The organism is Mesotoga sp. UBA5557 (assembly GCF_002425715.1).
Classification (GTDB): domain Bacteria; phylum Thermotogota; class Thermotogae; order Petrotogales; family Kosmotogaceae; genus Mesotoga.
The window spans coordinates 1-22,394 of the sequence record NZ_DIMV01000038.1 but is presented as its reverse complement, the minus strand read 5'-3'; the positions used below and the strand labels follow the sequence as shown (position 1 = coordinate 22,394).

Genomic DNA, 22,394 nt, shown 5'->3' with positions numbered 1-22,394 from the left:
CTCGCCTGCATCTGTTTCATGATTAAGCTTTCTGAACAGATACCTTATTCCTACTAACAGAGGTTACAATATGACTGAGGCTACGATAAGTACGTGCAGTACAAAGGTGGTGTGATAATGAGACTGGATAATCTCTCTGAGAATATTCCGGATCTTTTTCTCGAAGCTCTAATGGGAATTGAAGATGGAATAGCGATTATCGATGAACACTCAAATACGGTATTTGCAAACAACGCTGCGTCTATCATGATAGAAGACATCAAAGAAGAGATCTCGAAGAAGATAAGAGAAGTTAAGCACTCAAGCGAGGACTCGTTGGAGTTTCATCACATTAGACGTGCTGGAAGGTGGTTAAGGTATTATGTAAAGAGACTGTCGGTGTCGGAGAGAGTCTTCTTTCTCTTCGTGGTTGAAGATATCTCCGACCTGAAGCTGGCCGAACAAACTATCTCCCAACTGGCTCACTTCGACGGCGAAACCGGTCTTCCAAATTACGTGCTTTTCAGAGATAGAGTTAACATGGCGTTATTCAGGAGCAGAAGAAATAACTCCTCCTCTATGGTCGCTGCCTTCGAGTTTGTGAGCAAAGGAGGGGTATCGAGTATCGAAGAATCAACGATAATCGATATGGCACACTCGCTGGTGAGAGGGATTAGAAAGAATGACACGCTCTGCAGATTCTCAAGAAGAGAGTTTCTACTTCTAGCTGAAGATCTGAAGGATTACAGAAATGCCAGCACAATACTTCGAAAGGCCCTCAACGCATTCAAAATCTGGCAAGAAAACTGTGGCGAGTTCTCTATGGAACTAAGAGCGGGATTTGTATTGCTCCCGAGAGATGGTGTTGATGCCGAGCAGCTTGTCAATAAGGCCTTCGCTTCAATTCACAGTTCAGAGGCAAGAAAATGAAGACCTTGCTCATCATGACCTCGCTGATCTCAATACTGCTGATCGCGCCTTTTTTAATACCGGTGAGCGATCTTGAAAATACTGTGGTCCCAAGGCTTCTAGCCGATGAAGACAGTATGTTCGTCACGATCAATAATGCAGACATCCACTACAAAGCAAAAGGAGAAGGCAAACCCCTTTTAATGCTGCTACATGGATTCGGAGCAAGCACTTTCTCATGGAGAGAAGTGATCGGTCCTCTCTCTGAAGAGTTCTCTGTTATTGCTTTCGACAGACCTGGATTTGGCCTGACCTCAAGACCACTTGGCGAGGATATCAGTTCTTTCAACCCATACTCTTTGGAAGGACAGGTTGAGTTAACAGTATCGCTTATGGAATATTTGGGATTCGAAGAGGCAGTGCTCGTTGGTCACTCGGCCGGAGGGCTTACAGCTCTTGAAGTCGCGGCTCAACACCCAGAAAAAGTGCTTGGCCTTGTCCTGGTTGACGCGGCGATCTACACAGAAGACACAGACAGTTTCTTGTTCAAGATACTTACGAGCACTCCTCAGGGAAGGCATTTGGGGCCGCTTATCTCGAGAACACTCTTGAGAAACTCAGACAGTATCCTGGAAATGGCGTGGTATGATCCGGAAAGACTGACTGATGAAATACGTGAAGGTTACAGAAAGCCGCTTAAGGCATCAAACTGGGACAGGGCTCTCTGGGAACTTACACTCGCAAGAAGACCTTATGACTCCTCAAAGGTACAGAGCGTAAGAATCCCATCTCTAGTCATTACTGGCGACTCTGACAGAATTGTCCCTGTGCAGGACTCAATTAGACTGGCCGAAGAGTTGCATTCTGCCGAGCTCTTCATCCTTCCCGAAACCGGCCATCTCCCACAAGAGGAAAGTCCAGCTCTTTTTCTGGAGATTGTCATTCCCTTTGTCAGATCGCTGATTGAAAAAGACTAGATTATCGGGAACCAGATAAACTCAGGAGCAAGTAGATGCAGAAAGAACGAGAGCCATGTGACGATCATCAGAGCTCTGTGCGATGGCCTCCACTTATTCTTCATAGCAGGAACGTACTTGCCCAGAAGGTAGACTACGAACTGGGCCAAGACGCTTAAGAAGACCAGGCTTCCGCTGTAGAGAATGAAGCCGCCGGTTGCCAGGTATCCGTGTAATAAAGCGGAAAGCATAAGCACAGAGCCAGTCCAAGGGTGAACAATAGCAAGAAATCGAACCTGCTTCACGAAGGCCGCTCTCGGAGGGTTTTCAAGTTTTGAAGAGCGTTTTAGGGTTGACCGCCTAAGAATAAACAGTGATGTATTAAAGAGCAGTAAAATAAAGTTGAACCATCCGAGAAACCTCATAGTATCAAGCAACGAAGACACCTCCTACATCAATCAACACTACAAGATACCAGCGTGATATAGAAACCGGCACTATATGACACTCACTGTTTTTCGGTAATCATACTCTTGGCATGTTTCTTTACTAACAGTTCATTATGGTCTAATGAGTGTAGCTCCGAAAATGTATTAGGGAGAGGTGCACTATGTACTATTCTAAGGAAAGCGCTAGAGGTAAGTTTCTTCGGTCCATCGGTGAAATGTACCCATACACAATCAAAAAAAGGAAGAGAATCGACTCCTGGTCCTTCAATTCAAGAAGAGTCTCCCCGGAGTTCAAGTGGTCTCCCGATAGCTTTCCGGTATATTTTTCAAGGGAGATCGAACTCCCGCCAATTGATGCTGATGAGCAGCTCATTCTCAGAAACTGGTTTGGTGGAGAATCACTAGTGAGAATCAATGGAATTACCTATGGAGAGATCAATACACATCACAGAGAGCTCGATCTTTCCGTTTTTGCCGGCGAAGTGGTCCTTTATGAAGCGGATGTTGTTCCCAAGGGGCTCTTTGGAAGCAGTATCAAAGAACCTGTGTTCTCAGAGTCCGATCTACTTATTGTTGATTCAGATATCAAGCGAATTATAGGGAAGCTTAGAAATCTGATAGAGCTTTTCACCTATACTGATGATGAAGTTCTCGCTAGTAGTCTCTACAGAATTCTGTCGGATAACTTAGCCGGAATAAGAATCCCGAGAGATTCATCCGGCTACTGGAAGGCAGTTCTAGATGATCCGGAGATCTCTGGCGAGGTATCGGCGGTATGGCTGCCTGAGGAATTCACTAGATCTGAAGGTCAACGACTTAGTGAAGAAGATCACAACACATTCACTGAAGCAGAGAGAACTGTTGAAGAAGAACTTGCAAATCTCAAGAGACGCTTCCCTAGTCGGCTTACAATGACGCTTTCTGGTCATGCACACATTGACTACGCGTGGTTATGGCCGCTAGAGGAGACTAGAAGAAAGATACTCAGGACTTTTTCCAATTCTGTGAGGCTTGCAAAAAAGTATCCCGAGTACATTTTCTCACAGTCTTCCGCTGCTATGTACAGAGATGTAATGGAAAGAGACCCCGGTCTATTCAAGGAAATACAGCTCCTTGTGAAAGAAGGTCGCTGGGAGTTGCTGGGTGGAATGTGGGTAGAGAGTGACACCAACCTGCTGAACGGCGAATCTTTGGTAAGGCAGTTTCTCTACGGTCAAAGATTCTTCATGGAGCATTTTGGAAGAAAGTGCAGCACTGTATGGCTTCCAGATGTCTTCGGATTCTCCTGGATTCTGCCTCAGATTATCCGGAAGGCAGGTATGGACTCTTTTTTCACAACGAAAATGACCTGGAACGAGAAGAATAGCCTCCCCCACGATCTATTTGTGTGGAGAGGAATAGATGGTTCTGAGGTGATTTACCACAGCTTCAAGAATCCATCCAATGGATACAACGGTCTTCTGGAACCAAAAGACATCCTGACAACTGCAAAGAACTTCAAAGACCAAGATTTGTTCCCAGAAACCGTCTTTTCATTTGGCTATGGTGATGGAGGCGGGGGACCTACAGATGAGATGATCGAAAACTACAGGTTTCTCAAGGATCTGCCTGGAATGCCCGAACTGGTGATGAGAAGCTTTGAGAGTTACTTTAAGCGGGCAGAAGAGGTCTCTCGCTCGTTTCACGTACATGACGGCGAATTGTATCTTGAGCTTCACCGTGGCACTTACACCTCTCAGGGAAGAATCAAAATGGCTCACAAAGAGTGTGAAGATTTGCTAAGACTTGCGGAGATGCTTGGCGCAATCTCAGGCTATAAGCCCGGGGAGATCGAATTACTATGGAGGATCCTCCTTCAGAATGAGTTCCATGATATTCTGCCTGGTTCATCAATAAAGGAGGTATATGAGGACGCATTGAACGAACTGGATGAAGTCCATTCAGCCACATCGTCAATGGTTCAGGCCTCTTTTGATCGATTGACGGACGAAGACAATATGAAACTGACAGTCTTCAATCCGAGTTCTTTCTGCAGGAAACTTGAATTCACTGCACAGGGTTCGAAAGAGCCGTTTTGCCCTACGGGTGAATTCTCTTGCCAGTTGTTGGATAACGGTGATACTTTGTTCTTATCAGAGCTGGAAATTCCTCCCACCGGCTTCGTAACAATAGAGTTCTCTAATAAAGAGATCGTGAACCCGCACACAGAATATCACGACTCAAAGCTGATGGAAAACGAATATCTCACTGTTGAAGTAGATCCAGAAGGAATAAGTGTTTATGACAAAGAACACTTAAGAGACGTATTCGATGGAAAAGCCTCAATAGCGATTTTCAAAGACATTCCCTCTTACTGGGACGCATGGGACATCGAAAGAGATTATCGTAACACCGCAGAGAGCCTGAAGCCTTCGGTGATTAAGAAAACTGAATTCGGCCCAATAAGAGAGACAATCAGATGCGTCTTTCAGGCGGGGAAGACAAGGATAATCCAAGACATTTCTCTTTACAGAAACTCAAGACGTGTCGAGGTAAAGAACACAGTTGACTGGCATATGAGAAGAACAATGCTCAGAGCCTTGTTCCCCTTGAAAGTCCTCACAAGACAGGCAAGATATGACCTTTCATGCGGGTTCATTACACGACCCACAACAGAAAACGATGTAATAGAACAGGCGGCTTTTGAGGTCCCCGGTCATAGATGGGTAGATCTATCAGAATACGATTACGGTATATCGATATTGAACGACGGGAAGTATGGTTACGGAGTAAGAGGATGCAATGTGTCCCTTAACTTGCTTAGATCTCCAGTATTTCCCGACTTCACAGCAGACGAAGGGCGTCACGAATTCACATACGCTGTTTTTCCTCATGAAAGTTGCGATCTGCTCAAGACAGTTCAAGAGGCAGAATTACTTAATACAAGACTACTTACGAGTAAGGGGTCTTTCAGGGCGAATTCACCGATCTTCGAAGTGAAGGCGTCGACTTTAAGGATTATGGCCTTCAAGATCGCCGAGAATGGGAAGGGTAGAATACTCAGGGTATGTGAGCTGTTAGGATCAAGAGGCACAGCTGTGATTAGGAGCACTCTGGATTTTGAAAGGGCCTATCTCACAAATCTTCTCGAGGAAAGGATAGAAGAGCTGGATGTTTCTCATAGCACCTTCTCTCTGAACTACGAACCTTTCGGGATCTATACGATCCTGCTGGAATAGTGGTTTTCCGTAAATACTAAGAGTTCCCCGCAGTTCTTTTCAGAAGCCAGGCCATATTCTGACCAAGAGTTCTCATAGTTCTTATACCCTCTCTGTCGCCTTGAAAATCTCCCTTCTTCCAGGCAATTGAGAGATTCCAATATGAAGATCCAGGTACTATCATCTGAGAGATAAGGAAGAGGTGATTAATTGAATCGAAAGCATGTACCGAGCCTCCTCTTCGAACGGCTATGACAGCGGCTCCCACTTTCCGCTTAAGCATTGCATCATTAGCAAGAGCAACCATTCCCACTCTGTCGATTAGAGCCTTCACTTCAGGAGACACATCGGCAAAGTAAGTCGGAGAACCTATGATGATACCGTCGGCTTCAAGCATCTTCTCGATGCAACCATTGACGTAATCGCCGTCTATTATGCATCTCCTATCCTTCGTCTTGAAGCAGACATTGCAGGCAGTGCAACCTCTTACGGAATTCCCACCTATCTGAACCGCTTCGGTATCGATTCCTTCTTCGCGCAGTACACCTAGGACTTCTTCAATCATCTTTGACGTATTCCCGTCCCGGCGAGGACTTCCGTTGAAAGCCACAACCTTCATATCAAACCTCCCAAACCCATGAAAAATGGAGGGATTCAACCCTCCACAAATCTAACATCTGAGAGCCCTCTTATTCAACCCTTAATTAGTCTCTTGGCTTCATCAATAGAGGGGATCTTGCCTGACAAAACGATTTTTCCGTCAATTGCTACGGCCGGTGTCGAAACAATTCCCTTCTCCATTATTGCCATCATGTCCGTTACCTTATCAACTTCTGCATCTGAACCTAGCTCTTCGACAGCCTTTTTCATGATCTTCTCAGTTTGCTTGCATCTCGGACAGCCTGAACCAAAGATTTCGATCTTCACTATACGACCTCCTTAATCCTAAAATAGATTTCCATATATGAATCCCCAAAACGTAGAGAAGACAACTACTAATCCAAAGTAAGTGAAAGCTCTCTTCTTTCCAAGAAGGCGGGTGATAACAATCATGCTGGGCAAACTAAGTGAGTTGCCAGCCATGAAAAGCGCCAGTGCAGGACCCTTACCCATTCCTAGAGACATGAGCGACTGGACGATAGGCACTTCAGTCAGAGTCGCAAAATACATGAATGCTCCAAAGACAGATGCGAAGAGAGTTGAGCCGAGTCTGTTACCTCCGAGAAGCGATTCTACGAAGCTTTGCGGAAGCGCACTGGAAATGATTCCTGCCGCAAAAACCCCAAAGAAGAGGTAAGGAAGAATCTTCTTTGCAAAGTCCCATGTTTCACCTATCCACTGATTTCTCAGTTCTCCCTTGAAACGTATAGCCATCACAAAAACTGCAATAGCGGAGATAATCAGTATTGATGCCTTAACAATCGGATTGATAGCCAGCCCGCCAACAATTAGGAAAGTCATTTGCAGACCCAGAAAAGCAATCGCTTCGGGCCAGGAAATCTGATCATCCGATTCCTGAGTCGCAAAACCTCCCGATCCCTTCTCTCTGAAGATGCTCTGCATAGTTAATCCAATGACAATCGCTGAAGTCGAGGCCCCAACGATTCTCACAAGTGCTATCTCCCAGCCGATCGCGCTTCCAGTAAGAAAGATCGCAGCAACGTTTATCGCCGGACCGCTGAAGAGAAAGGCAACTGCCGGTCCTAGACCAGCGCCCCGTTTGTAGATACCACCGAAAAGAGGAAGAATCGTACACGAGCAAACTGCCAGAATTCCACCAGAAACGGCGGCGATTGGGTATGAAATGATCTTTCGGGCGTCGGGACCCAGTAGTTTTAATATTGCGTCTTTCCGTATAAATACAGTGATAGTTCCCGCTATGAAAAAGGCAGGTACAAGACAGAGAAGTACGTGTTCTCTTGCATATGAACCAAGCATTGTAAATCCGCTGATTATCGCATCCTGCACATATTGGCTTCCAAAAGGCAGAAAATAGAAAACCAGAAAACCAGTTGCCAGCAATCCGAACTTCGTAACCTCTTTCTTCAAATCTTTCTCCATCTCAAAAATGCCTCCTATTCACTAAGGCCGGTACACTGTGCATATATCGCTTCAATACTTTCCTTTCCGGTTATTATTTCGAGTATTACCGCCATAAGAAGTATTCCCGGAATGTTTATCACCAGTCTGAGCAGAGCGAACCCTGCTCCCATTGATCCCATCTCGAACATAAACATCGGAATCTTAGTTGTTGACCATGCTCCGATGAAGATCAGCACATTCGAAAACTTCACTCCTTTCTTCATGAAGACCGCTGCTATTGGAAAGGCTCCATATAAAGGCCCCGCCGCAGCCGCTCCAAGAAGAAAGGAAAGTACTATTCCCTTAATACCTGATTCTTCTCCCAGATGTCAGATAATCCTTTCTCTCGGAATCCATACATCGAGAAGGCCCAATAGGATAAATATCGGAGGAATAACAGACAACATCTCCAGAAAACTCGATCCAGTAATGCTCAAAGCGCTTCGCCCGAGCTGATTGTCGGCGGCAAATACAACAGAAACGACAGCTGCCATTACTAGTGGAAAGACATACCTTTTCGCCTTCATCCCAAAATCATTCCCATAAGACCTGCCACTATAAACGAGAATCCAAATGCCATCACATTTCTAATAATCGTCAGTCTGCTCCCGAAATACTTCTTCTCCACTGGAAAAGTTGCAACTCCAACCATCATGAGAGTGGAGATGAAAAGAGCTATCTGAGTTATCCCGGCACCGTTATCTACCAAGATGGCCGCCGTAGGAAAAGCGACAAAACCGGGAATCAGCGTGATAGACCCCACTATTGAAGCTATCATCAACCCCCAAACTCCCGAACTTTCTCCCAGCAGCTGCGAGATTGTCTCGGGATTCAAAAGCGCAATGAGTAGCCCAACAAAAAGCATAATTGCTATAAGTTCAGGAAGGATTCGCTCAAATGATGTCCAAGCCTTCTTGAGAGCCAACAATGTCTTCTTGCGGCTCTTAATGAGAGAAACCAAAAGAAGCAATCCAGTAACTGCATATATGATAACGCTGTACATGGGTCGCTACTCCGTTTCTTCCGAAGACTCATCAGTAATAGAGTGAGCAAGCTTAATAATCTCCAGGACCCTACTGTCTGCTATGCTGAGCTCCTTTCTCGTACCATTCCTTTTCTCAACAATAAGCTTCGCATCGACTAAGGCCTTGACATGTCTCGAGAGAGTTGTTTTGTCTATGGGGAACAAGTCGTCGAACTCGCAGACGCACAGAGTACCTTCTGAAAGACGCTCCAGTATTTTCAAACGCCACCTGCAACCTAGTGCCTTGAAAAGCATTACTGTCTTCTTGTTCATCGAGACACCTCCTGTCAAGATACACTCATAGAATAACCGATATTGCATTGTTGTGCAACAATGAAACTTAACGTTCCGAAAAAGCTCGGAAAACAATCGGCGAGTATCATATTCATATATTCGAATGTGAGAATATTGGAGGCAGTATATTGGAACAGAAACTTGACCTTTTCAGCAAGTACCTTACAGTGTGGGTGGGGTAGCTATGTTTCTAGGGGCCATACTGGGTAACATTCTTCCCGGTCTATCAAATTCCCTTGGGAACTGGCAAACCGCAAATGTGTCAATTCCTGTGGCAGTAGTCCTGCTCTTCATGATTACCCAATAATGCTAAAAATCGAGTTCAAAGAAATAGTCTATGTGCAGAAGAACTCTAAGCCTCTTCTGGTTACATTGATAGTCAACTAGGCGATAAAGATTCTCTTCTCTCCCTTTATTCCTGAAAGACTTGCCAATGAGTATGTTGCAGGGATGGTATTGCTTGACTGGCTCCGTGTACTGCCTATACACACTCTCTTATTCCGTGGCTGCTTCTTCTCTTTATCCCAGTAAGATATTCCCTCATAAACGCAGGTAACCCCTGTATCCTTATTTCTTACATGAATACGATGAGCCATGCATTCTCTCCTCTCAATAGGTATACACTTATCCCTAATAAATGCACGAAATGCAAGCCCACAAGATACTGTAACGAAGATGCTCTGTTGCCTTCGAAGAAACCTAGTTACAAAACAAGCGGGATGTCAGGTTGTTATAGGTGCTGTGCTTGTTTCAAGCTTGACGGCGGCTCCCGGTCTGTCTAGATTCCTCCAGAAATACATGGGAAAGTTAGTCGGTCCGATAATGATCATCCTTGGTATGTTTCTACTTGAACTGCTGAGTTTCAGAAACAGGGGAAGAAATCTGGATACAAAATCACAAGAAAAGATCAAGAGCAAAGGCCTGCTCGGTGCCCTGATCCTCGGCTCTCTGTTCGCCCTTACCTTCTGCCCTGTATCGGCTGCATTGTTCTTTGGAAGTGTAATTCCACTGGCCGCCAATGAACAGTCCAGACTACTAATCCCTGCAATCTATGGTATCGGCACAGGCTTACCTGTTGTGGTAGTCTCAGTTGGAATTGCCATAAGCACCAAAATGGTTGCGAAGATGTTCAGCCGAATCACCTGATTCGAGTACTGGGCGCGAGCAGTTACAGGAGAAGTTTTCACAGTCCTGGGAATCTACCTGAGCAATACAAGGATTTTCTTGTGAAACGCTTCACAAACAGTGGTCGAAAAATTCGTTCAAGTCAAAACTGCTATAATCTCACTCCAAACCTTGAAAGGATAAGCAAAAAGAAGGCATAGCCCGCCATCATGATTCCACTGGATAAAGCAAGCGCTACGTAGAAATTGATGCCTCTTCTAAGAAACAACGGCATAGCAACAAAGAAAATCAGAGAAGGAAGAACAAATAAGAGAATACCGATGGAAAGTTCTGCAACTTTACTTGGATTTTTTGTATCGTTGTAGAGCCAGAATAGCGCCAGCATTGAAGTAAGGGGTAAAGAAGCTATAAGTCCTCCAATGTATCCGGACTTCTTGCTAACTTCAGAAACAAGAGCGATTATTATCGATGACACAAGGATTTTGACGATGTATCTCAACAAACTTGTTCACCTCCGCTTCGATCATTCTTCTTGCCCACGTTGCCAATTGCTTTGAATAATCTCCTATTACTTTGCTCCTGAGATTCTACTGCATTATCATACGCCGGTTTGACTCAGCTCGTTATCAATCGATCCTTCGTAAAAACAATCACGATTAGTCCTCCAGCTGCAATGAGTGAAGCCATCATGATGAACATGACGAAATAAGAGTATTCTGCAACCGTTCCGGCCAGTAAAGGCCCCACCATGAAACCAATCGCTCTCGCTGACCTAAGCAGTCCAAGAAACTCGGCCCTTCGCTCGGGTGGTGAGCTCAAAGATATCATAGTACCAGCACCGTTAATGAAAGCACCAAAGGCAATTCCAAGCGAAAAGTAACCGAGTGCTATCAAGACCCAGCTCTGCGCCATCGCAAAGAAAAGCATCGTGAATATTGTAAGGCCGATACCGATCAATGTGCTTTTCCTGGGTCCTATTCTGTACATTACTCTACCGAAGAAGATATGGGAGAATATTTGCATGAAAGGATTTATCGATGTGATTATCGCCGTTGCCGAAGCCGACAGACCTATCCTTTCCGTCATGAATATCGCAATGATAGAAGTCGCTCCTGCAGTACCTAACTGCCTTAAGAATGTTCCGACATAGACCGCCCACAATCCATTCTCCCAGAGCGGCGAAGAATCCTGCTTAAGAGGGAACAGTCTGTTCAGAAAACCCTTTCTGCGGGCCACGGTGTGTTCTTGATCCCTCAAGAAAAGAGCCGGAATCACTGCTAAAAAAGCTATTGTCGCGTACCAGTTGATCGTCTGGGTTACAGTAAAAAATACTAGAAGCATAGAAAGCAGTAGCCTGCCTGATAACATCCCCATTGAATTGGCGGTGTTCAGTATCGATAGCTCCCTTGAAGTATTTCTGACAGAGTCTCTGGAATGCTCAGTGCTGAGCGCCATTGCTATGGGCTCAAATCCAGCTGTGAAGAATGCTATCAAAGCAGAGAACAATATGAAAACTAACGGTATCTCGATAACGGAATAGGCAAAGTAGAGAAGAGCAGAAGTCAGAACAAGCACTATCATTAACGGTTTTCGCCTCTTCAGGCTGTCCGATATCGCTCCCCACGCGGGCGAGCCAAGAGTCTCAACCGCTCCCCTAACTGTTGTTAGAAGTCCGACCATAAGAAGAGACGCTCCCAGCTCCCTCAACTTCAACTGAAGTAGTAAGCCGAAGCCGAACATCACGAAGAACACAATGAGGGATGTTAGCAAAAGTGGAAGACGTTTGTTGAACAACGGAAACTCTCCTTTAGTTTGATTTGCTTACCAATTATAGCACTTCAATGACTACTCAAATCCAGTCTTATGGTTCAGAGAGCTTATTACGGTTGATCTTGGAAATCTTCTCTCGAAACGATCAAAGTTCGGGATCTCTTCTCATTGCTGTAGGCTCTTCTCCAGAAGAATTGAGAATTCACTCATCCCGACAGCCTTAGACCAATTGTGATAATCGCTGTCAAAGACACATTCAAAAAACGTTTCATCAACACCTTCTCCCGACAGATCATTCGTGGCAAATGAAAGCAGTTTCTTCGCAACACCCTTTCCTCGAAAATGTGGCATGACAAATACGAGTTCTATATATCCAAGTAGATTATATGTCATCAAATCCTCGAAGACAGAGTAGATAAGTATCCCGACAGCTTTCTCATCTCGCCTGCAGATGAGAATTCTGCCCCCTGAATCCAGAGTCTCATTCAACGTGAAGAACAGCTCGCTTGGAGTCATGGACAACTGGCTTCTCAACACTTCAGGAGAAGAAGAAATCTCGAAAAAAACACTTCTCAAATCTTCGCGTATACCGCGCATTACCTCTAGCCTTCTATCGGCAACATGGTGTGTTCTGCCGACACTAAAGCAAATCTTCTTCTCTTCAAACCCGTCGCTCTTGAGAAGGCTCCATCCTGCTCCAAGCCTGTATGTATTTGCTGTGACTGTCAAGTAAGAGGATCTCTTGAGTTCTTCTAAAGAAGCACTAAGCAGAAGCTTCCCTGCTCCACTTCTCCTATATCTGTCGCTCACAAACAGGTCATAGATGTGATAGGATCTTCCGAACGGAGTCTTTCATCGATCTGGGGACCAAAATGTACATGTCCTACGATTTCTTCGCCGCTCCTGAGAACTATCAAAGAGTCTCCTCTCTTGAGAAAGTCGGAGTATACTTCATCCATCGGTCTTAGATCCGGAAGTGAATACCTCCCGCTACTAGGCTCGGGAAATGAGTAATGCATTTTCTTCATGATCTCGAATTTCTCTTCTTCAGATGGTCTATCGATTAGTAGATTCTGCATTTTCGCCCGCCTATAGATAAGATAGATGCTCCTTTTTCTTACTCTCTCCTGTATGATTATAGTAACTTAGCAAATGGAGGTGTAGTAATGAAGAAAGTGTTATTGGTTTCTTTGCTCGTCGCGTTCGCTCTAGTTGCCTTTGCACAATCGGAATTCATGATCCCAATGAGTGCGAGCGACTTCAATCTGCGAGGACCGGTCAAGACAGTTAAGATAGTTTATCCAGAAGACGAGTTCTACATGGAAGAGGATTTTGCGTTTCCGTCTTACGAGATACTCACTTTCGATAGATCGGGCAGACTTCTATCACAGATTTCTTCTGACAAAGAAGGGAACGAAATCAGTGCGATTCTGTTCAACTATGACGCAAGCGGAATGCTAGCTTCTATTACCGGAAGAGAAAATGGAGTTGAAGAATCAGTTGAGCAAATAACCATCGAGAATGGAAGAATAGTGTCAATCATTGTAGAAGATGGAGAGGGAGAATCCACCCTCATAATGGAATACGACGAGTTTGGCAGGTTAATCGCTCAGAAGATATCTGGAATCAGCGAGGGCGAGGAAATCGAAATGACGATATCGATGGCTTACGATGAGAGAGGCAATCTTGTCGAAGAGGGATTTGGCATGATGGGAATGGATCTAAGCAGAACCTTCTACGAATACAATGAGAAGAATCAGAGGATAAGAGAATCGGAGTTCATGTACATGTTTGCGATGCCCGGAGAAGACGTAGAACCAATCGTGTCTACTCTTGAATACAACGAAATGGGCGACGTATCGATTAAGATCTCCGATAGCTACTGGGGAGATGAGAAGGAAGCGGTCGTGTACGAGTATGAATATGACTCAATGGGCAACTACATCTCTATGGTAGCCTACTATGTCATGAACATTGCCGACCTTGAGACAGATGGTTGGAAAGAGATGGCGATGATAGAGCAGGAAGAGACAAGAGAGATTGAGTATTACTGATTAAAATGACAAATCGCAAGAGGGTGGAAACACCCTCTTTTTATTTCGAAGCAACCAATTTCATTTTCCTCGTGTTTGCTGCGACTTATTATAACGACTTTTGTTTTTATCTCACGACGATACATGAACTAGAATGAAGAAGCATAGAAGAGTAACTAATCAATAATCACCTCATGTCTCAGCTGAACGTTCATGATAATGTGTGAATAGACTTGGCTATTACAATACGAGTATGTTTATATTACTGTGTAATCGTTTACGCAAACGTTTACAGGAGGATTTAAGGTATAAATGAAGAGTAAGATAAGCATACGTGAAGTAGCGGAGAAGGCGGGAGTTTCGACGGCCACAGTCTCCAGAGTTCTCAACAAAAGTCTTTATGTAAGCCCTGAGCTTGAAGAGAAAGTCAATAGGGCCTCTCAGGAGCTTGGTTATGTCCCCAACAGACTTGCCAGAAGTCTCAGGATCGGTAGTAGCGGCATGATAGGCTTCCTTATCCCCGATATTGTGAATCCCTTCTTCTCCCAAATAGTAAAGGGAGCCGAAGATTATCTGCGCGTGAAGGGGTATTTCATTTTTCTTGTCAGTTCATCAGGTGATCCTCTAAAGGAGGAAGAACTTCTAAAGGCACTGTATTCAAGGAATATCGAGGGAATTGGCGCAATACTCCTCGGAGAGCTTCCCGAGTCTATTAAGACCATTTCATCTCACCTACCGATCGTGATTATCGATAACTATCAAGATTGGGAAGGGGTCTCTTATGTCTTTTCAGACAATTACGACGGAATGAGAAAGATGATGGATTATCTTATCAGAGCTGGTAACAAAAGCTTCGCTTTTTTAAGTGGTCCCGTAAATACCTTCTCCTCCAGAGAGAGGTTGAGGGCATTTGAAGATGCTATCTCAGAAGAAAATAGTGATTGCGAGATACATTTTGGAGACTATACCTTTGAGAGTGGTAGAGAGATGTTGAGAAGACTCAAGAGAATACCCAATGCCATAGTATGCGGCAACGATATGATAGCATTCGGAGCGATGATGGAGTTGGCTGAAATGAAATATGATGTGCCTAAAACCGTTTCGGTTACTGGATTTGATGACATACTCTTCTCAAGGATGACCAACCCAAGGTTGACAACCGTTCGGCAGGATGGATACGCTATGGGTAAGGCGGCCGGTGAGATGCTTCTGAGAAAGATCAGTGGTCAAAAGACTAGCAGCAAGGTCCTTCTGAAGACCTCGCTTCAAATCAGGGAGAGTAGCAATGGATGAGTTCATTCTCAAGATGGAGGGTATCTCCAAGAGCTTTCCCGGTGTAAAGGCGCTGGATAGCGTCAGTTTCGATCTGAAGAGAGGCGAGATTCTTGCTCTGATAGGCGAAAACGGTGCCGGCAAATCAACTCTCATGAAGATTCTGAGTGGTGTTTACAGACAGAATGAAGGGAAGATAATTCTCGAGGGCAATGAAGTTCGCTTTGAGAGTCCTTCAGATGCCATAGCGCATGGAATAGCAGTAATCTATCAGGAGTTGAATCTCAGCGAGGATCTAACTGTTGCAGAGAACATATATCTGGGAAGAGAGAGTAGCTCCTGGTGGAATCTTAATCGCAGGAAACTCAGAAGAAGGGCGGAGGATCTTCTGAGATCACTCAACTTTCCAGTGCCTGCGGGCACGACAGTTAAGAAACTCAATGTTTCCGAAAAACAGCTTGTCGAGATCGCCAGAGCCTTGGCTTCCGATGCAAAGATAATCGTTATGGATGAACCTACTGCAACAATAACAGAGCATGAAACGGCGATACTTTTCAGACTTATGAGAGAGCTCAGAGAGAAGGGCGTTTCGATAGTCTTTATTTCTCACAGACTTGAAGAGGTTTTCGAAATAGCCGACAGGGTTACGATATTGAGAGATGGATCGTTCATATCTTCCGGTCCTACGGAAAGCTATACTGGCGATCGTTTGATAAAGGATATGGTAGGAAGAAGAATCGACGATATGTTCCCAAAAGAGAATCTTGTGACCGAAGAACCCGTTTTCATGGTTGATGGGCTTTCGGTATCTGGACATTTCGAAAATGTCTCTTTCGAAGTGAAAAGAGGCGAAATCTTCGGAATAGCGGGGCTTGTGGGTTCAGGTAAGGGAGCAGTTGCCCTTGCCATATACGGTGGCTTAAAGGCTAGTGCAAACAGGGCCGAGTTATCCAAAAGACCATATCCTATTCCCATAAGGCCGGACAGAGCACTGGCAAGAGGAGTTATTCTCATACCCGAAGATCGCAAGACACAGGGATTAGTAATGCCTTTGAGTATAACAAAAAACGTTGTGCTGCCAAATACGGAACTTGTAAGTAAGCTAGGTAGCATTAGCTGGAGAGCGAGTAAGAGACTTGCTGAAGCGATGATAAAGAGACTGACTATAAAGACACCTTCTCCAGATCAGAGGATTAATAACCTTTCTGGAGGGAATCAACAGAAGGTAGTTCTGGCAAAGGGACTCATTAAATCTCCTGAACTCGTAATCTTCGTTGAACCAACCAGGGGAATCGACGTTGGAGCAAAGGTTGAGGTTTACCGCTTGATGAATGAACTGGCGAATCAGGGTAAGGGAATCATCATGATATCTTCTGAGCTGCCAGAAGTAACCAGTATGAGCGACAGAGTGCTCGTAATGCACCGGGGTCGACAGGCAGCCATATTCGAAAGGAAGGATATTAATCAGCAGAACATCATTTCTGCGGCAATGGGAGGGCAAAGATGAAGAAAACCCTCAGCCTTTTGAGAAGGTTTCCGATCGTTGTCGGTTTTGTTGGAATTGTTCTTGTGTTCAGCTTTCTAAGCGATAGATTCTTTACCGTTTCGAATTTCATGAACGTTCTCAGACAGGTCTCTATAAACGGAATAATTGCATTTGGGATGACCTTTGTAATAATCTCTGGAGGGATAGACCTTTCAGTAGGTTCGATATTCGCTTTCTCAGCAGTAGTCGGGGCAAGTGTTATTAAGAACACTTCTCCTCTGCTTGGAATTCTGGCTGCGCTCGGAATAGGTGCTCTTATGGGTGCATTCAATGGTGTAATCATTGCCAAAATGAAACTTCAGCCCTTCATAGTAACTCTTGCCACTATGGCAATTGCCAGAAGTCTCACTCAGGCTTTCACTCAGGGAAGGCCTGTAACAGGTTTTCCGGCAGGTTTCAGGGAAATCGGGCGCGGAGAGATCTTCGGAATTCCTGTGCCTGTGTTAATAATGCTTGGAGTATTTGCTCTTGCCTGGTACCTTCTCTTCAATACGAAGCTGGGTCTATACACTTACTCAATAGGTGGAAATGAGCAGGCGACAAAGTTAAGTGGTGTGAAAGTGGATAGATATAAGATTGTTATTTACATTATAAGTGGGCTTCTTTCTGCACTGAGTGCGCTTATTTTGACAGCAAGACTGAATAGCGCCCAGCCCATATTTGGAGAGGGTTATGAGTTGGACGCCATTGCCGCAGTCGTTCTGGGAGGAACGAGTCTCTCCGGTGGAAAGGGGTCGATAGTCGGAACGGTTTTTGGCATCATGGTTCTTGGAATAATAAACAACGGTATGAATCTAGTAAATATCTCACCATTCTACCAGCAGGCAGTAAAGGGAGCCGTAATACTCCTGGCAGTTATGGCCGAAAGTAACAACGATTGAGCGATCTTACTAAAGGCCTTCAAGGCCTATTTTTGATAAGGAGGTACTGAAATGAAGAAACTACTTGTAATTACCTTTGTTCTGGTAGTAGCGTCAGCATTTCTCTTTGGAGCAACGTACAGAATTGGACTCTCTCTATCCACTCTCAACAATCCGTTCTTTGTAACACTTAGAGACGGAGCTCTTGAAGCAGCGGCCGGTCTAGGAATAGAAGTTATCGTAGCCGATGGTCGCGATAACCCTGCAAAGCAGCTAAGCGATATCGAAGACTTTGTGCAACAGAAACTGAATCTAATAATCATTAACCCTACTGACAGCGATGCTATCGTCACTGCAGTAGAGGAAGCTAACAAGGCTGGGATTCCTGTAATAACGGTTGACAGAGGAGCTAATGGCGGAAAAGTAGTTGCGCATATTGCTTCGGATAATGTTGCGGGCGGCATGATGGCCGGTGAGTACGTTGCAATGCTACTCAATGGAAAGGGGAACGTAGTTGAACTTGAAGGAATCGTTGGAACATCGGCTGCGCGAGACCGTGGTCAGGGCTTTGGTGCAGCTATTTCAAAATACCCGGGCATCAAGATAGTTGCAAAACAGGTTGCAAACTTCAACAGAGCCGAAGGACTTGTAGTAATAGAGAACATCCTTCAGGCGAATCCAAATATAGACGCTGTGTTTGCTCACAATGACGAGATGGCTCTTGGAGCAATCGAAGCCATAAAAGCCGCCGGTCTTCTAGACAAGATCAAAGTCGTAGGTTTCGATGCCATTGATGATGCCGTTGCGGCCGTAAATGCAGGCGAAATGGCTGCTACTGTTGCTCAGCAACCATTTGTTATGGGCCAACTTGCCGTTGTCAAAGCGTTCGAGTATCTGACTATCGGTACGATTTATATCCCCGTAGATCTCCAGTTGGTAACGCTGAAGTAATTTGGATTAAAAGGCCGGGGGGCGTGATCTCCCTCCGGCTTTTTTATGGAGGCCTTTATGATAGCAGTTATTGGAAGCAGTAACGTCGACATGGTAATAAACGTAGACAAATTCACTATGCCCGGCCAGACTCAGAAAGGTTTGGAACTTTCCTACTATCCAGGAGGCAAGGGCGCAAATCAGGCAGTAACGGCCAAATCGCTTGGTGGGGACGTATTCTTCCTGACTTGCCTGGGAAACGATGGAAATGCCCAGATGATGAAGAGAGAGCTTGAAGCTATTGATCTTGGACACGGAATAAGACTTGTAGATTCTCCAAACGGAGTTGCATTGATAGAGGTTGCAAGATCAGGAGAAAACAGGATAATAGTATACCCGGGTGCAAACTCTCGACTGTCTCCAGAGATTATCGACGATTCAAGAGAGAGTTTGCTAAAGGCTGACATTCTTCTGCTACAAAATGAAATCCCCTTCAAATCGTCTCTATACGCAGCAAAGCTCTTCTACAAAGCCGGAAAGACCGTTATCTTCGATCCTGCGCCGTCAAGTAATATAGATAAATCGATTCTACAATACGTAGATATTATTACCCCGAACGAAACGGAGATGGCTGAGCTTACGGGACCGTCGCTCTGTATTGAAGAAGCCGCCGTGAAGCTTCTTGAAATGGGATGTGAGAATGTTCTGCTAAAGAGAGGGGAAAAAGGAGTTCTCTTCACAGGAAGGTCTAGAAGTCTAGTTGTTCCGACTTTCAGAGTAAAAGCTGTTGATTCAACCGCAGCTGGCGATGTCTTCAATGGCGCCTTCGCCTGCTCGCTTGACAGAGGACTGGATCTTCACTTTTCTCTCAAGTACGCCTGTGCAGCCGCGGCTTTATCTGTTACCAAAAGGGGAGCCCAGAGGTCAATTCCAAGAAGTGAGGATATTGAAAGTCTCCTTTTTGAACGAGGGTTCGAGAGTTATCGGTAGTCTCTTTGAAAGACCTGATTGCTTCTGAAATTCGAACAATCCTAGAAGTTTCTTCTCTGTTCAACTCTCTTCGAGATTAAGTTTCAGGCCGTTCGTCATTTTGACTGATGCTGATTTGATCTCGAAATAACCTTCAAGTGTTAGAATCAAATATAAATCGAATTGCTATTACTCCAAGGGTTCTTTTGAGAGCCTGATTCGTCCCGCTTCTTATAGCGCTTATGGATACGGTATTTCTGTATACCCTTAGTGTGTCTCGAAAAGAGGGTCTCCAAAAGATTCAATAGTGGTACCATTGAACTGACTAAGAACCGGAAAAGAGGCCTAAACGGATGTTATCACAAGGGATGGAGAAAAAGGGAAGCATTTAAGGTACTGGATAACCTGTACAAGTTCATGGTTAAGGGAACTGTAAAGAAAGTAAGGGGAAGAAACAAAGAGTACGATAAAACAACGATATTGAAGTTGCTGGTACTGCTGACACTTGCAAAGAAATCGTATCGAAGAGCAAAGAGGTTTCTTGAAGGGAATGGCGAGTATATCGAGTACCTAGGGCTGAAGACGATACCATCATTCCAGACCTTGTGTCGAAGAGCCAAACGGATACCTCTTCATGAAATAGTCCAGAAGATAACTAAACTCTTCACAGATCTGGAAGGGCTCGAAAGGAAAGAAGTTGCGGTAGATTCGTTCGTGAGCGGTCATGTAAAGGCTCTACAGCACAGAGAAGAAGGAAGAGAGAGAAGTATAAAGACCAGGGGGCCACTTGGGCGAAGACGAACAAAGACTTACGTTATGGAAGAAAGGTGCATATATCTCTTAATCTGGTCAACAAGTTAATAATCGACTGGATCATATCTGGAGGATCGACACACGATTCGAAGGTGGCACCGAAGATGGCAGACACATGTAAACCTAAGTACATTCTTTCTGATAGCGCATATGATTCCAATCAGTTCTATGGCTATATATTCGAGAAGACCGGTTTGATAACGGTTATTGACATAAACAGAAGAAGAGGTCTAGATACAGAAAAGCAGAAACAGCTCCGTTGACTGGCAACTGGACTGAAAAAGCTTCACTCAATGAGGTAGCAGCTAAGGGAAGAGATAGAGAGAACCAATTCAACTCTAAGGTATCGTTGATTCAGAATTCATATAGTACATAAGAAATAGAGACTTTGACACAGTTATCGGCCTTAAGATTCTCACTTACAATCTCGTGGTCATTTACTATCATCTTCACCATCGTTATTTGAGAAAGATTATGGATATCATTCAAGCTATTTGATTAGTGAGACACCCTATTTAGGTTTACTCTTCATAACAGAACAGAGTGAAAGCACAAAGAAGATAGCAAAATCAATTAGAAATTGACTATTCGCTGTCTACACTTTCACTACGTTATTGTCTCTTTTTCCTCTCTGGGAATGGGTTTCATTCATTTCATGTCGGGGAACTTCTGTTGGAGAGGGTTCTCAGAGTAAAAGGCACTGTAATTACCAGTGGGATTACACCATCATAGAATCTTTATGCAGAGGCTCGTGACGTTCGAAACCTTATGTCTGACGTATTCAAGGCAATTATGGGTTCTGACAGAGTACGTGACGTGAAATATGTCGCGGGAGCGGCCGCTCCAAACTGGACTGCCGTTCAAGCTGCAATGAACGATCTCTTGACTACTGAAAAAGTGGATTACATTACCCTCTACTTCATTGCACATGGAAACACTAACTTGATGAATCTTGGAGGAACAACTTTCTACGCGAGTCAGTTGAGAAGCTACATCCTTGAACATCCAAATGTAAAGTTCTGCATAATAATCGAATCATGCCATGCAGGAAGCTGGCTTGATGGTCTGAAATCCGGCGGAGTCATTCCAGCGAACATCGAGATTATTATCACTACAACTACCGCTGCCAAGAGTGCATATCCCGATTGGGACAGTGCAGGCGGCTCATCGGATCACAACCCTGACGATATGTATGTTGAGTGGTCTGGAGACTTCCTGCAGAAATTGTCGTACTACACAAGTGATGCTCACTGGCCAGAAGTAACTACTTATGCCACTTCCAAATCGATTGACCAACTTCCGGCTCTATTCTACAAATGCTATAAATCTATAAAGGGAGCATCTCCTTCTACTACCTCTTTGACTTTGACAGAGCGCTCAGTCGCAGGCTCCATTCAACAACCAATGATCTTCACTAAATGGGCTCCGTGATACTCTTTTGAATGCTCGTTTGAGAGCGGGCTCTGCCCGCTCTTCTCATGAAACTTCTGCCACCCTTTTCAAAGGCTATAATTGAGTATGGATATCTTTCATATGATAAAACTCGAAAAGCGGGAAGGCTATACCATACGACTTGGAGTCCTCAGGCGTGAAACTGACCTTCTCAGAAACGAGATAGAGTATTTCAGGTCAGCTGCCGATTCCATAATAAGGAGCTCACTCTTCGACAGCGCAATTATTAGAGCATCGAAACTTATCAGAAACAGCGGATTCACAATGAAGAGTTTCCGCGAATACATTCGACAGGGTTGCCCCAGGCAGTTTAGAAGAGAGCTCTATCGTGTTCTGGACGACTTCGAAAGAGAAGAGGCTCTTCTGGCAAACAGAATAGCGAGACTGAAGAATCGTCGTGACAGGGTGATTGTTCATATGGATCCTCGTTTTGCCTTTCACCCGGAAAGAGAAGATGAGAACAGAGTAGATCTAGAAGACATAGAAGCAATCTGCTCTCATCTTGAGAGGCAGATAGAACTCTTTAATGATGACGGATAAACGGAAAATGAAGGCTCCCTGTATATGAATGAGGATTCGTAAACCACACTCAGAAATACGTCTTCGCTCGATCGTTTTTTGCGATGAAAACGGGTTACATGATGTTATGGGTTTCGCAATATGTTTCTGGCAAAATAGAAATGGCTCCGGATCTTCTGCCTCATCGCCTTCTTTGCCTGTTCACTCACTGCAGG

24 protein-coding genes and 3 pseudogenes are annotated in these 22,394 nt (G+C 44.6%); 14 read left to right on the top strand and 13 right to left on the bottom strand.

Going from position 1 to position 22,394, the window contains the following annotated elements:
• The first annotated feature begins 117 nt into the window (after nt 1-117).
• Both B3157_RS04420 and B3157_RS04415 read left to right on the top strand, forming a co-directional pair.
• Complete coding sequence (locus tag B3157_RS04420; protein WP_292589124.1) at nt 118-909, top strand: diguanylate cyclase domain-containing protein; 792 nt, start codon at nt 118-120, stop codon at nt 907-909.
• Nucleotides 906-1,865: an alpha/beta fold hydrolase gene (locus B3157_RS04415; RefSeq protein WP_214060729.1), complete on the top strand. Its 960-nt coding sequence runs from the start codon at nt 906-908 to the stop codon at nt 1,863-1,865. Before B3157_RS04420 ends, B3157_RS04415 begins: the two co-directional genes overlap by 4 nt.
• Here B3157_RS04415 and B3157_RS04410 read toward each other — a convergent pair.
• On the bottom strand, nt 1,862-2,290 hold the full coding sequence (locus B3157_RS04410) for a hypothetical protein (protein WP_292589121.1): 429 nt from the start codon (nt 2,288-2,290) through the stop codon (nt 1,862-1,864). The genes B3157_RS04415 and B3157_RS04410 overlap by 4 nt on opposite strands.
• A 164-nt stretch (nt 2,291-2,454) precedes the next feature.
• Between B3157_RS04410 and B3157_RS04405 the strand changes: the two genes are divergently transcribed.
• On the top strand, nt 2,455-5,511 hold the full coding sequence (locus tag B3157_RS04405; protein WP_292589119.1) for an alpha-mannosidase: 3,057 nt from the start codon (nt 2,455-2,457) through the stop codon (nt 5,509-5,511).
• A gap of 16 nt (nt 5,512-5,527) precedes the next feature.
• Here the strand turns inward: B3157_RS04405 and B3157_RS04400 are convergent, their stop codons facing one another.
• The 7 genes and pseudogenes from B3157_RS04400 to B3157_RS04365 form a co-directional block, all read right to left on the bottom strand.
• Complete coding sequence (locus tag B3157_RS04400; RefSeq protein ID WP_214060339.1) at nt 5,528-6,109, bottom strand: flavodoxin family protein; 582 nt, start codon at nt 6,107-6,109, stop codon at nt 5,528-5,530.
• A 74-nt stretch (nt 6,110-6,183) separates the two neighbouring features.
• Nucleotides 6,184-6,417: a thioredoxin family protein gene (locus tag B3157_RS04395; RefSeq protein ID WP_099829744.1), complete on the bottom strand. Its 234-nt coding sequence runs from the start codon at nt 6,415-6,417 to the stop codon at nt 6,184-6,186.
• Nucleotides 6,418-6,435: 18 nt separating this feature from the next.
• On the bottom strand, nt 6,436-7,551 hold the full coding sequence (locus tag B3157_RS04390) for a permease (protein ID WP_099829743.1): 1,116 nt from the start codon (nt 7,549-7,551) through the stop codon (nt 6,436-6,438).
• 14 nt (nt 7,552-7,565) lie between these two features.
• Nucleotides 7,566-8,099 (bottom strand): annotated as a pseudogene (locus tag B3157_RS12795) (permease).
• Nucleotides 8,096-8,575: a permease gene (locus B3157_RS04375; RefSeq protein ID WP_214060145.1), complete on the bottom strand. Its 480-nt coding sequence runs from the start codon at nt 8,573-8,575 to the stop codon at nt 8,096-8,098. The pseudogene B3157_RS12795 and the gene B3157_RS04375 overlap by 4 nt, the downstream one beginning before the upstream one ends.
• Before the next feature lie 6 nt (nt 8,576-8,581).
• Nucleotides 8,582-8,869, bottom strand: coding sequence for an ArsR/SmtB family transcription factor (locus B3157_RS04370; protein ID WP_099829740.1), 288 nt, complete (start codon nt 8,867-8,869; stop codon nt 8,582-8,584).
• A 404-nt stretch (nt 8,870-9,273) separates the two neighbouring features.
• Nucleotides 9,274-9,486, bottom strand: a complete 213-nt coding sequence (locus B3157_RS04365; protein ID WP_099829739.1) for a hypothetical protein — start codon at nt 9,484-9,486, stop codon at nt 9,274-9,276.
• Between B3157_RS04365 and B3157_RS04360 the strand changes: the two genes are divergently transcribed.
• On the top strand, nt 9,485-10,036 hold the full coding sequence (locus B3157_RS04360; protein WP_349680362.1) for a sulfite exporter TauE/SafE family protein: 552 nt from the start codon (nt 9,485-9,487) through the stop codon (nt 10,034-10,036). The genes B3157_RS04365 and B3157_RS04360 overlap by 2 nt on opposite strands.
• 130 nt (nt 10,037-10,166) lie before the next feature.
• Here B3157_RS04360 and B3157_RS04355 read toward each other — a convergent pair whose 3' ends face one another.
• The 5 genes and pseudogenes from B3157_RS04355 to B3157_RS04340 all read right to left on the bottom strand — a co-directional run bounded on the left by B3157_RS04355 (nt 10,167) and on the right by B3157_RS04340 (nt 12,864).
• Complete coding sequence (locus B3157_RS04355; RefSeq protein WP_214060142.1) at nt 10,167-10,517, bottom strand: DUF3147 family protein; 351 nt, start codon at nt 10,515-10,517, stop codon at nt 10,167-10,169.
• A 113-nt stretch (nt 10,518-10,630) separates the two neighbouring features.
• Nucleotides 10,631-11,809 carry an MFS transporter gene (locus B3157_RS04350; RefSeq protein ID WP_214060141.1) on the bottom strand — a complete coding sequence of 393 codons (1,179 nt, stop codon included), beginning with the start codon at nt 11,807-11,809 and terminating at the stop codon, nt 10,631-10,633.
• A 141-nt stretch (nt 11,810-11,950) separates the two neighbouring features.
• A complete protein-coding gene (locus B3157_RS04345; protein WP_292589135.1) occupies nt 11,951-12,514 on the bottom strand; it encodes a GNAT family N-acetyltransferase in 564 nt (187 codons plus the stop codon).
• A 36-nt stretch (nt 12,515-12,550) separates the two neighbouring features.
• Nucleotides 12,551-12,595 (bottom strand): annotated as a pseudogene (locus B3157_RS12790) (hypothetical protein); the annotation flags it as partial.
• Complete coding sequence (locus tag B3157_RS04340; RefSeq protein ID WP_292589106.1) at nt 12,592-12,864, bottom strand: hypothetical protein; 273 nt, start codon at nt 12,862-12,864, stop codon at nt 12,592-12,594. The pseudogene B3157_RS12790 and the gene B3157_RS04340, both read right to left, overlap by 4 nt.
• Nucleotides 12,865-12,951: 87 nt before the next feature.
• Here B3157_RS04340 and B3157_RS04335 point away from each other — a divergent pair, with 87 nt between their 5' ends.
• The 10 genes and pseudogenes from B3157_RS04335 (at nt 12,952) to B3157_RS04290 (ending at nt 22,200) form a co-directional block, all read left to right on the top strand.
• Nucleotides 12,952-13,839 carry a membrane-binding protein gene (locus B3157_RS04335; RefSeq protein ID WP_214059714.1) on the top strand — a complete coding sequence of 296 codons (888 nt, stop codon included), beginning with the start codon at nt 12,952-12,954 and terminating at the stop codon, nt 13,837-13,839.
• A gap of 291 nt (nt 13,840-14,130) precedes the next feature.
• On the top strand, nt 14,131-15,111 hold the full coding sequence (locus B3157_RS04330; RefSeq protein ID WP_214059715.1) for a LacI family DNA-binding transcriptional regulator: 981 nt from the start codon (nt 14,131-14,133) through the stop codon (nt 15,109-15,111).
• Nucleotides 15,104-16,597 carry a sugar ABC transporter ATP-binding protein gene (locus B3157_RS04325; protein ID WP_099830799.1) on the top strand — a complete coding sequence of 498 codons (1,494 nt, stop codon included), beginning with the start codon at nt 15,104-15,106 and terminating at the stop codon, nt 16,595-16,597. The genes B3157_RS04330 and B3157_RS04325 overlap by 8 nt, the downstream gene beginning before the upstream one ends.
• Nucleotides 16,594-17,517 (top strand): ABC transporter permease, encoded by a 924-nt coding sequence (locus B3157_RS04320; protein ID WP_099830800.1) that lies wholly within the window; start codon nt 16,594-16,596, stop codon nt 17,515-17,517. The genes B3157_RS04325 and B3157_RS04320 overlap by 4 nt, the downstream gene beginning before the upstream one ends.
• A 51-nt stretch (nt 17,518-17,568) precedes the next feature.
• Nucleotides 17,569-18,447 (top strand): D-ribose ABC transporter substrate-binding protein, encoded by an 879-nt coding sequence (locus B3157_RS04315; RefSeq protein WP_099830801.1) that lies wholly within the window; start codon nt 17,569-17,571, stop codon nt 18,445-18,447.
• 57 nt (nt 18,448-18,504) lie between these two features.
• Entirely contained in the window at nt 18,505-19,416 is a 912-nt protein-coding gene (rbsK, locus tag B3157_RS04310) for a ribokinase (RefSeq protein ID WP_099830802.1), read from the top strand.
• Nucleotides 19,417-19,812: 396 nt separating this feature from the next.
• Nucleotides 19,813-20,256 (top strand): hypothetical protein, encoded by a 444-nt coding sequence (locus B3157_RS04305; RefSeq protein ID WP_214059716.1) that lies wholly within the window; start codon nt 19,813-19,815, stop codon nt 20,254-20,256.
• Nucleotides 20,217-20,471 (top strand): annotated as a pseudogene (locus tag B3157_RS04300) (transposase); the annotation flags it as partial. The gene B3157_RS04305 and the pseudogene B3157_RS04300, both read left to right, overlap by 40 nt.
• A gap of 505 nt (nt 20,472-20,976) precedes the next feature.
• Nucleotides 20,977-21,639 (top strand): C13 family peptidase, encoded by a 663-nt coding sequence (locus B3157_RS04295; RefSeq protein ID WP_292589089.1) that lies wholly within the window; start codon nt 20,977-20,979, stop codon nt 21,637-21,639.
• 102 nt (nt 21,640-21,741) lie between these two features.
• Complete coding sequence (locus B3157_RS04290) at nt 21,742-22,200, top strand: hypothetical protein (protein WP_099830877.1); 459 nt, start codon at nt 21,742-21,744, stop codon at nt 22,198-22,200.
• Nucleotides 22,201-22,394 lie beyond the last annotated feature (194 nt).

Excerpts from the sequence above, each read along its gene's own strand:
- B3157_RS04295 (WP_292589089.1), top strand. The coding sequence starts at position 20,977 with ATGTCTGACGTATTCAAGGCAATTATGGGTTCTGACAGAGTACGTGAC.
- B3157_RS04415 (WP_214060729.1), top strand. The coding sequence starts at position 906 with ATGAAGACCTTGCTCATCATGACCTCGCTGATCTCAATACTGCTGATC.
- B3157_RS04365 (WP_099829739.1), bottom strand. The coding sequence starts at position 9,486 with ATGGCTCATCGTATTCATGTAAGAAATAAGGATACAGGGGTTACCTGC.
- B3157_RS04420 (WP_292589124.1), top strand. The coding sequence starts at position 118 with ATGAGACTGGATAATCTCTCTGAGAATATTCCGGATCTTTTTCTCGAA.
- B3157_RS04360 (WP_349680362.1), top strand. The coding sequence starts at position 9,485 with ATGCATTCTCTCCTCTCAATAGGTATACACTTATCCCTAATAAATGCA.
- B3157_RS04315 (WP_099830801.1), top strand. The coding sequence starts at position 17,569 with ATGAAGAAACTACTTGTAATTACCTTTGTTCTGGTAGTAGCGTCAGCA.
- B3157_RS04340 (WP_292589106.1), bottom strand. The coding sequence starts at position 12,864 with ATGCAGAATCTACTAATCGATAGACCATCTGAAGAAGAGAAATTCGAG.
- B3157_RS04400 (WP_214060339.1), bottom strand. The coding sequence starts at position 6,109 with ATGAAGGTTGTGGCTTTCAACGGAAGTCCTCGCCGGGACGGGAATACG.
- B3157_RS04320 (WP_099830800.1), top strand. The coding sequence starts at position 16,594 with ATGAAGAAAACCCTCAGCCTTTTGAGAAGGTTTCCGATCGTTGTCGGT.
- B3157_RS04305 (WP_214059716.1), top strand. The coding sequence starts at position 19,813 with ATGGTTAAGGGAACTGTAAAGAAAGTAAGGGGAAGAAACAAAGAGTAC.
- B3157_RS04335 (WP_214059714.1), top strand. The coding sequence starts at position 12,952 with ATGAAGAAAGTGTTATTGGTTTCTTTGCTCGTCGCGTTCGCTCTAGTT.
- B3157_RS04325 (WP_099830799.1), top strand. The coding sequence starts at position 15,104 with ATGGATGAGTTCATTCTCAAGATGGAGGGTATCTCCAAGAGCTTTCCC.
- rbsK (WP_099830802.1), top strand. The coding sequence starts at position 18,505 with ATGATAGCAGTTATTGGAAGCAGTAACGTCGACATGGTAATAAACGTA.
- B3157_RS04390 (WP_099829743.1), bottom strand. The coding sequence starts at position 7,551 with ATGGAGAAAGATTTGAAGAAAGAGGTTACGAAGTTCGGATTGCTGGCA.
- B3157_RS04405 (WP_292589119.1), top strand. The coding sequence starts at position 2,455 with ATGTACTATTCTAAGGAAAGCGCTAGAGGTAAGTTTCTTCGGTCCATC.
- B3157_RS04290 (WP_099830877.1), top strand. The coding sequence starts at position 21,742 with ATGATAAAACTCGAAAAGCGGGAAGGCTATACCATACGACTTGGAGTC.
- B3157_RS04375 (WP_214060145.1), bottom strand. The coding sequence starts at position 8,575 with ATGTACAGCGTTATCATATATGCAGTTACTGGATTGCTTCTTTTGGTT.
- B3157_RS04370 (WP_099829740.1), bottom strand. The coding sequence starts at position 8,869 with ATGAACAAGAAGACAGTAATGCTTTTCAAGGCACTAGGTTGCAGGTGG.
- B3157_RS04330 (WP_214059715.1), top strand. The coding sequence starts at position 14,131 with ATGAAGAGTAAGATAAGCATACGTGAAGTAGCGGAGAAGGCGGGAGTT.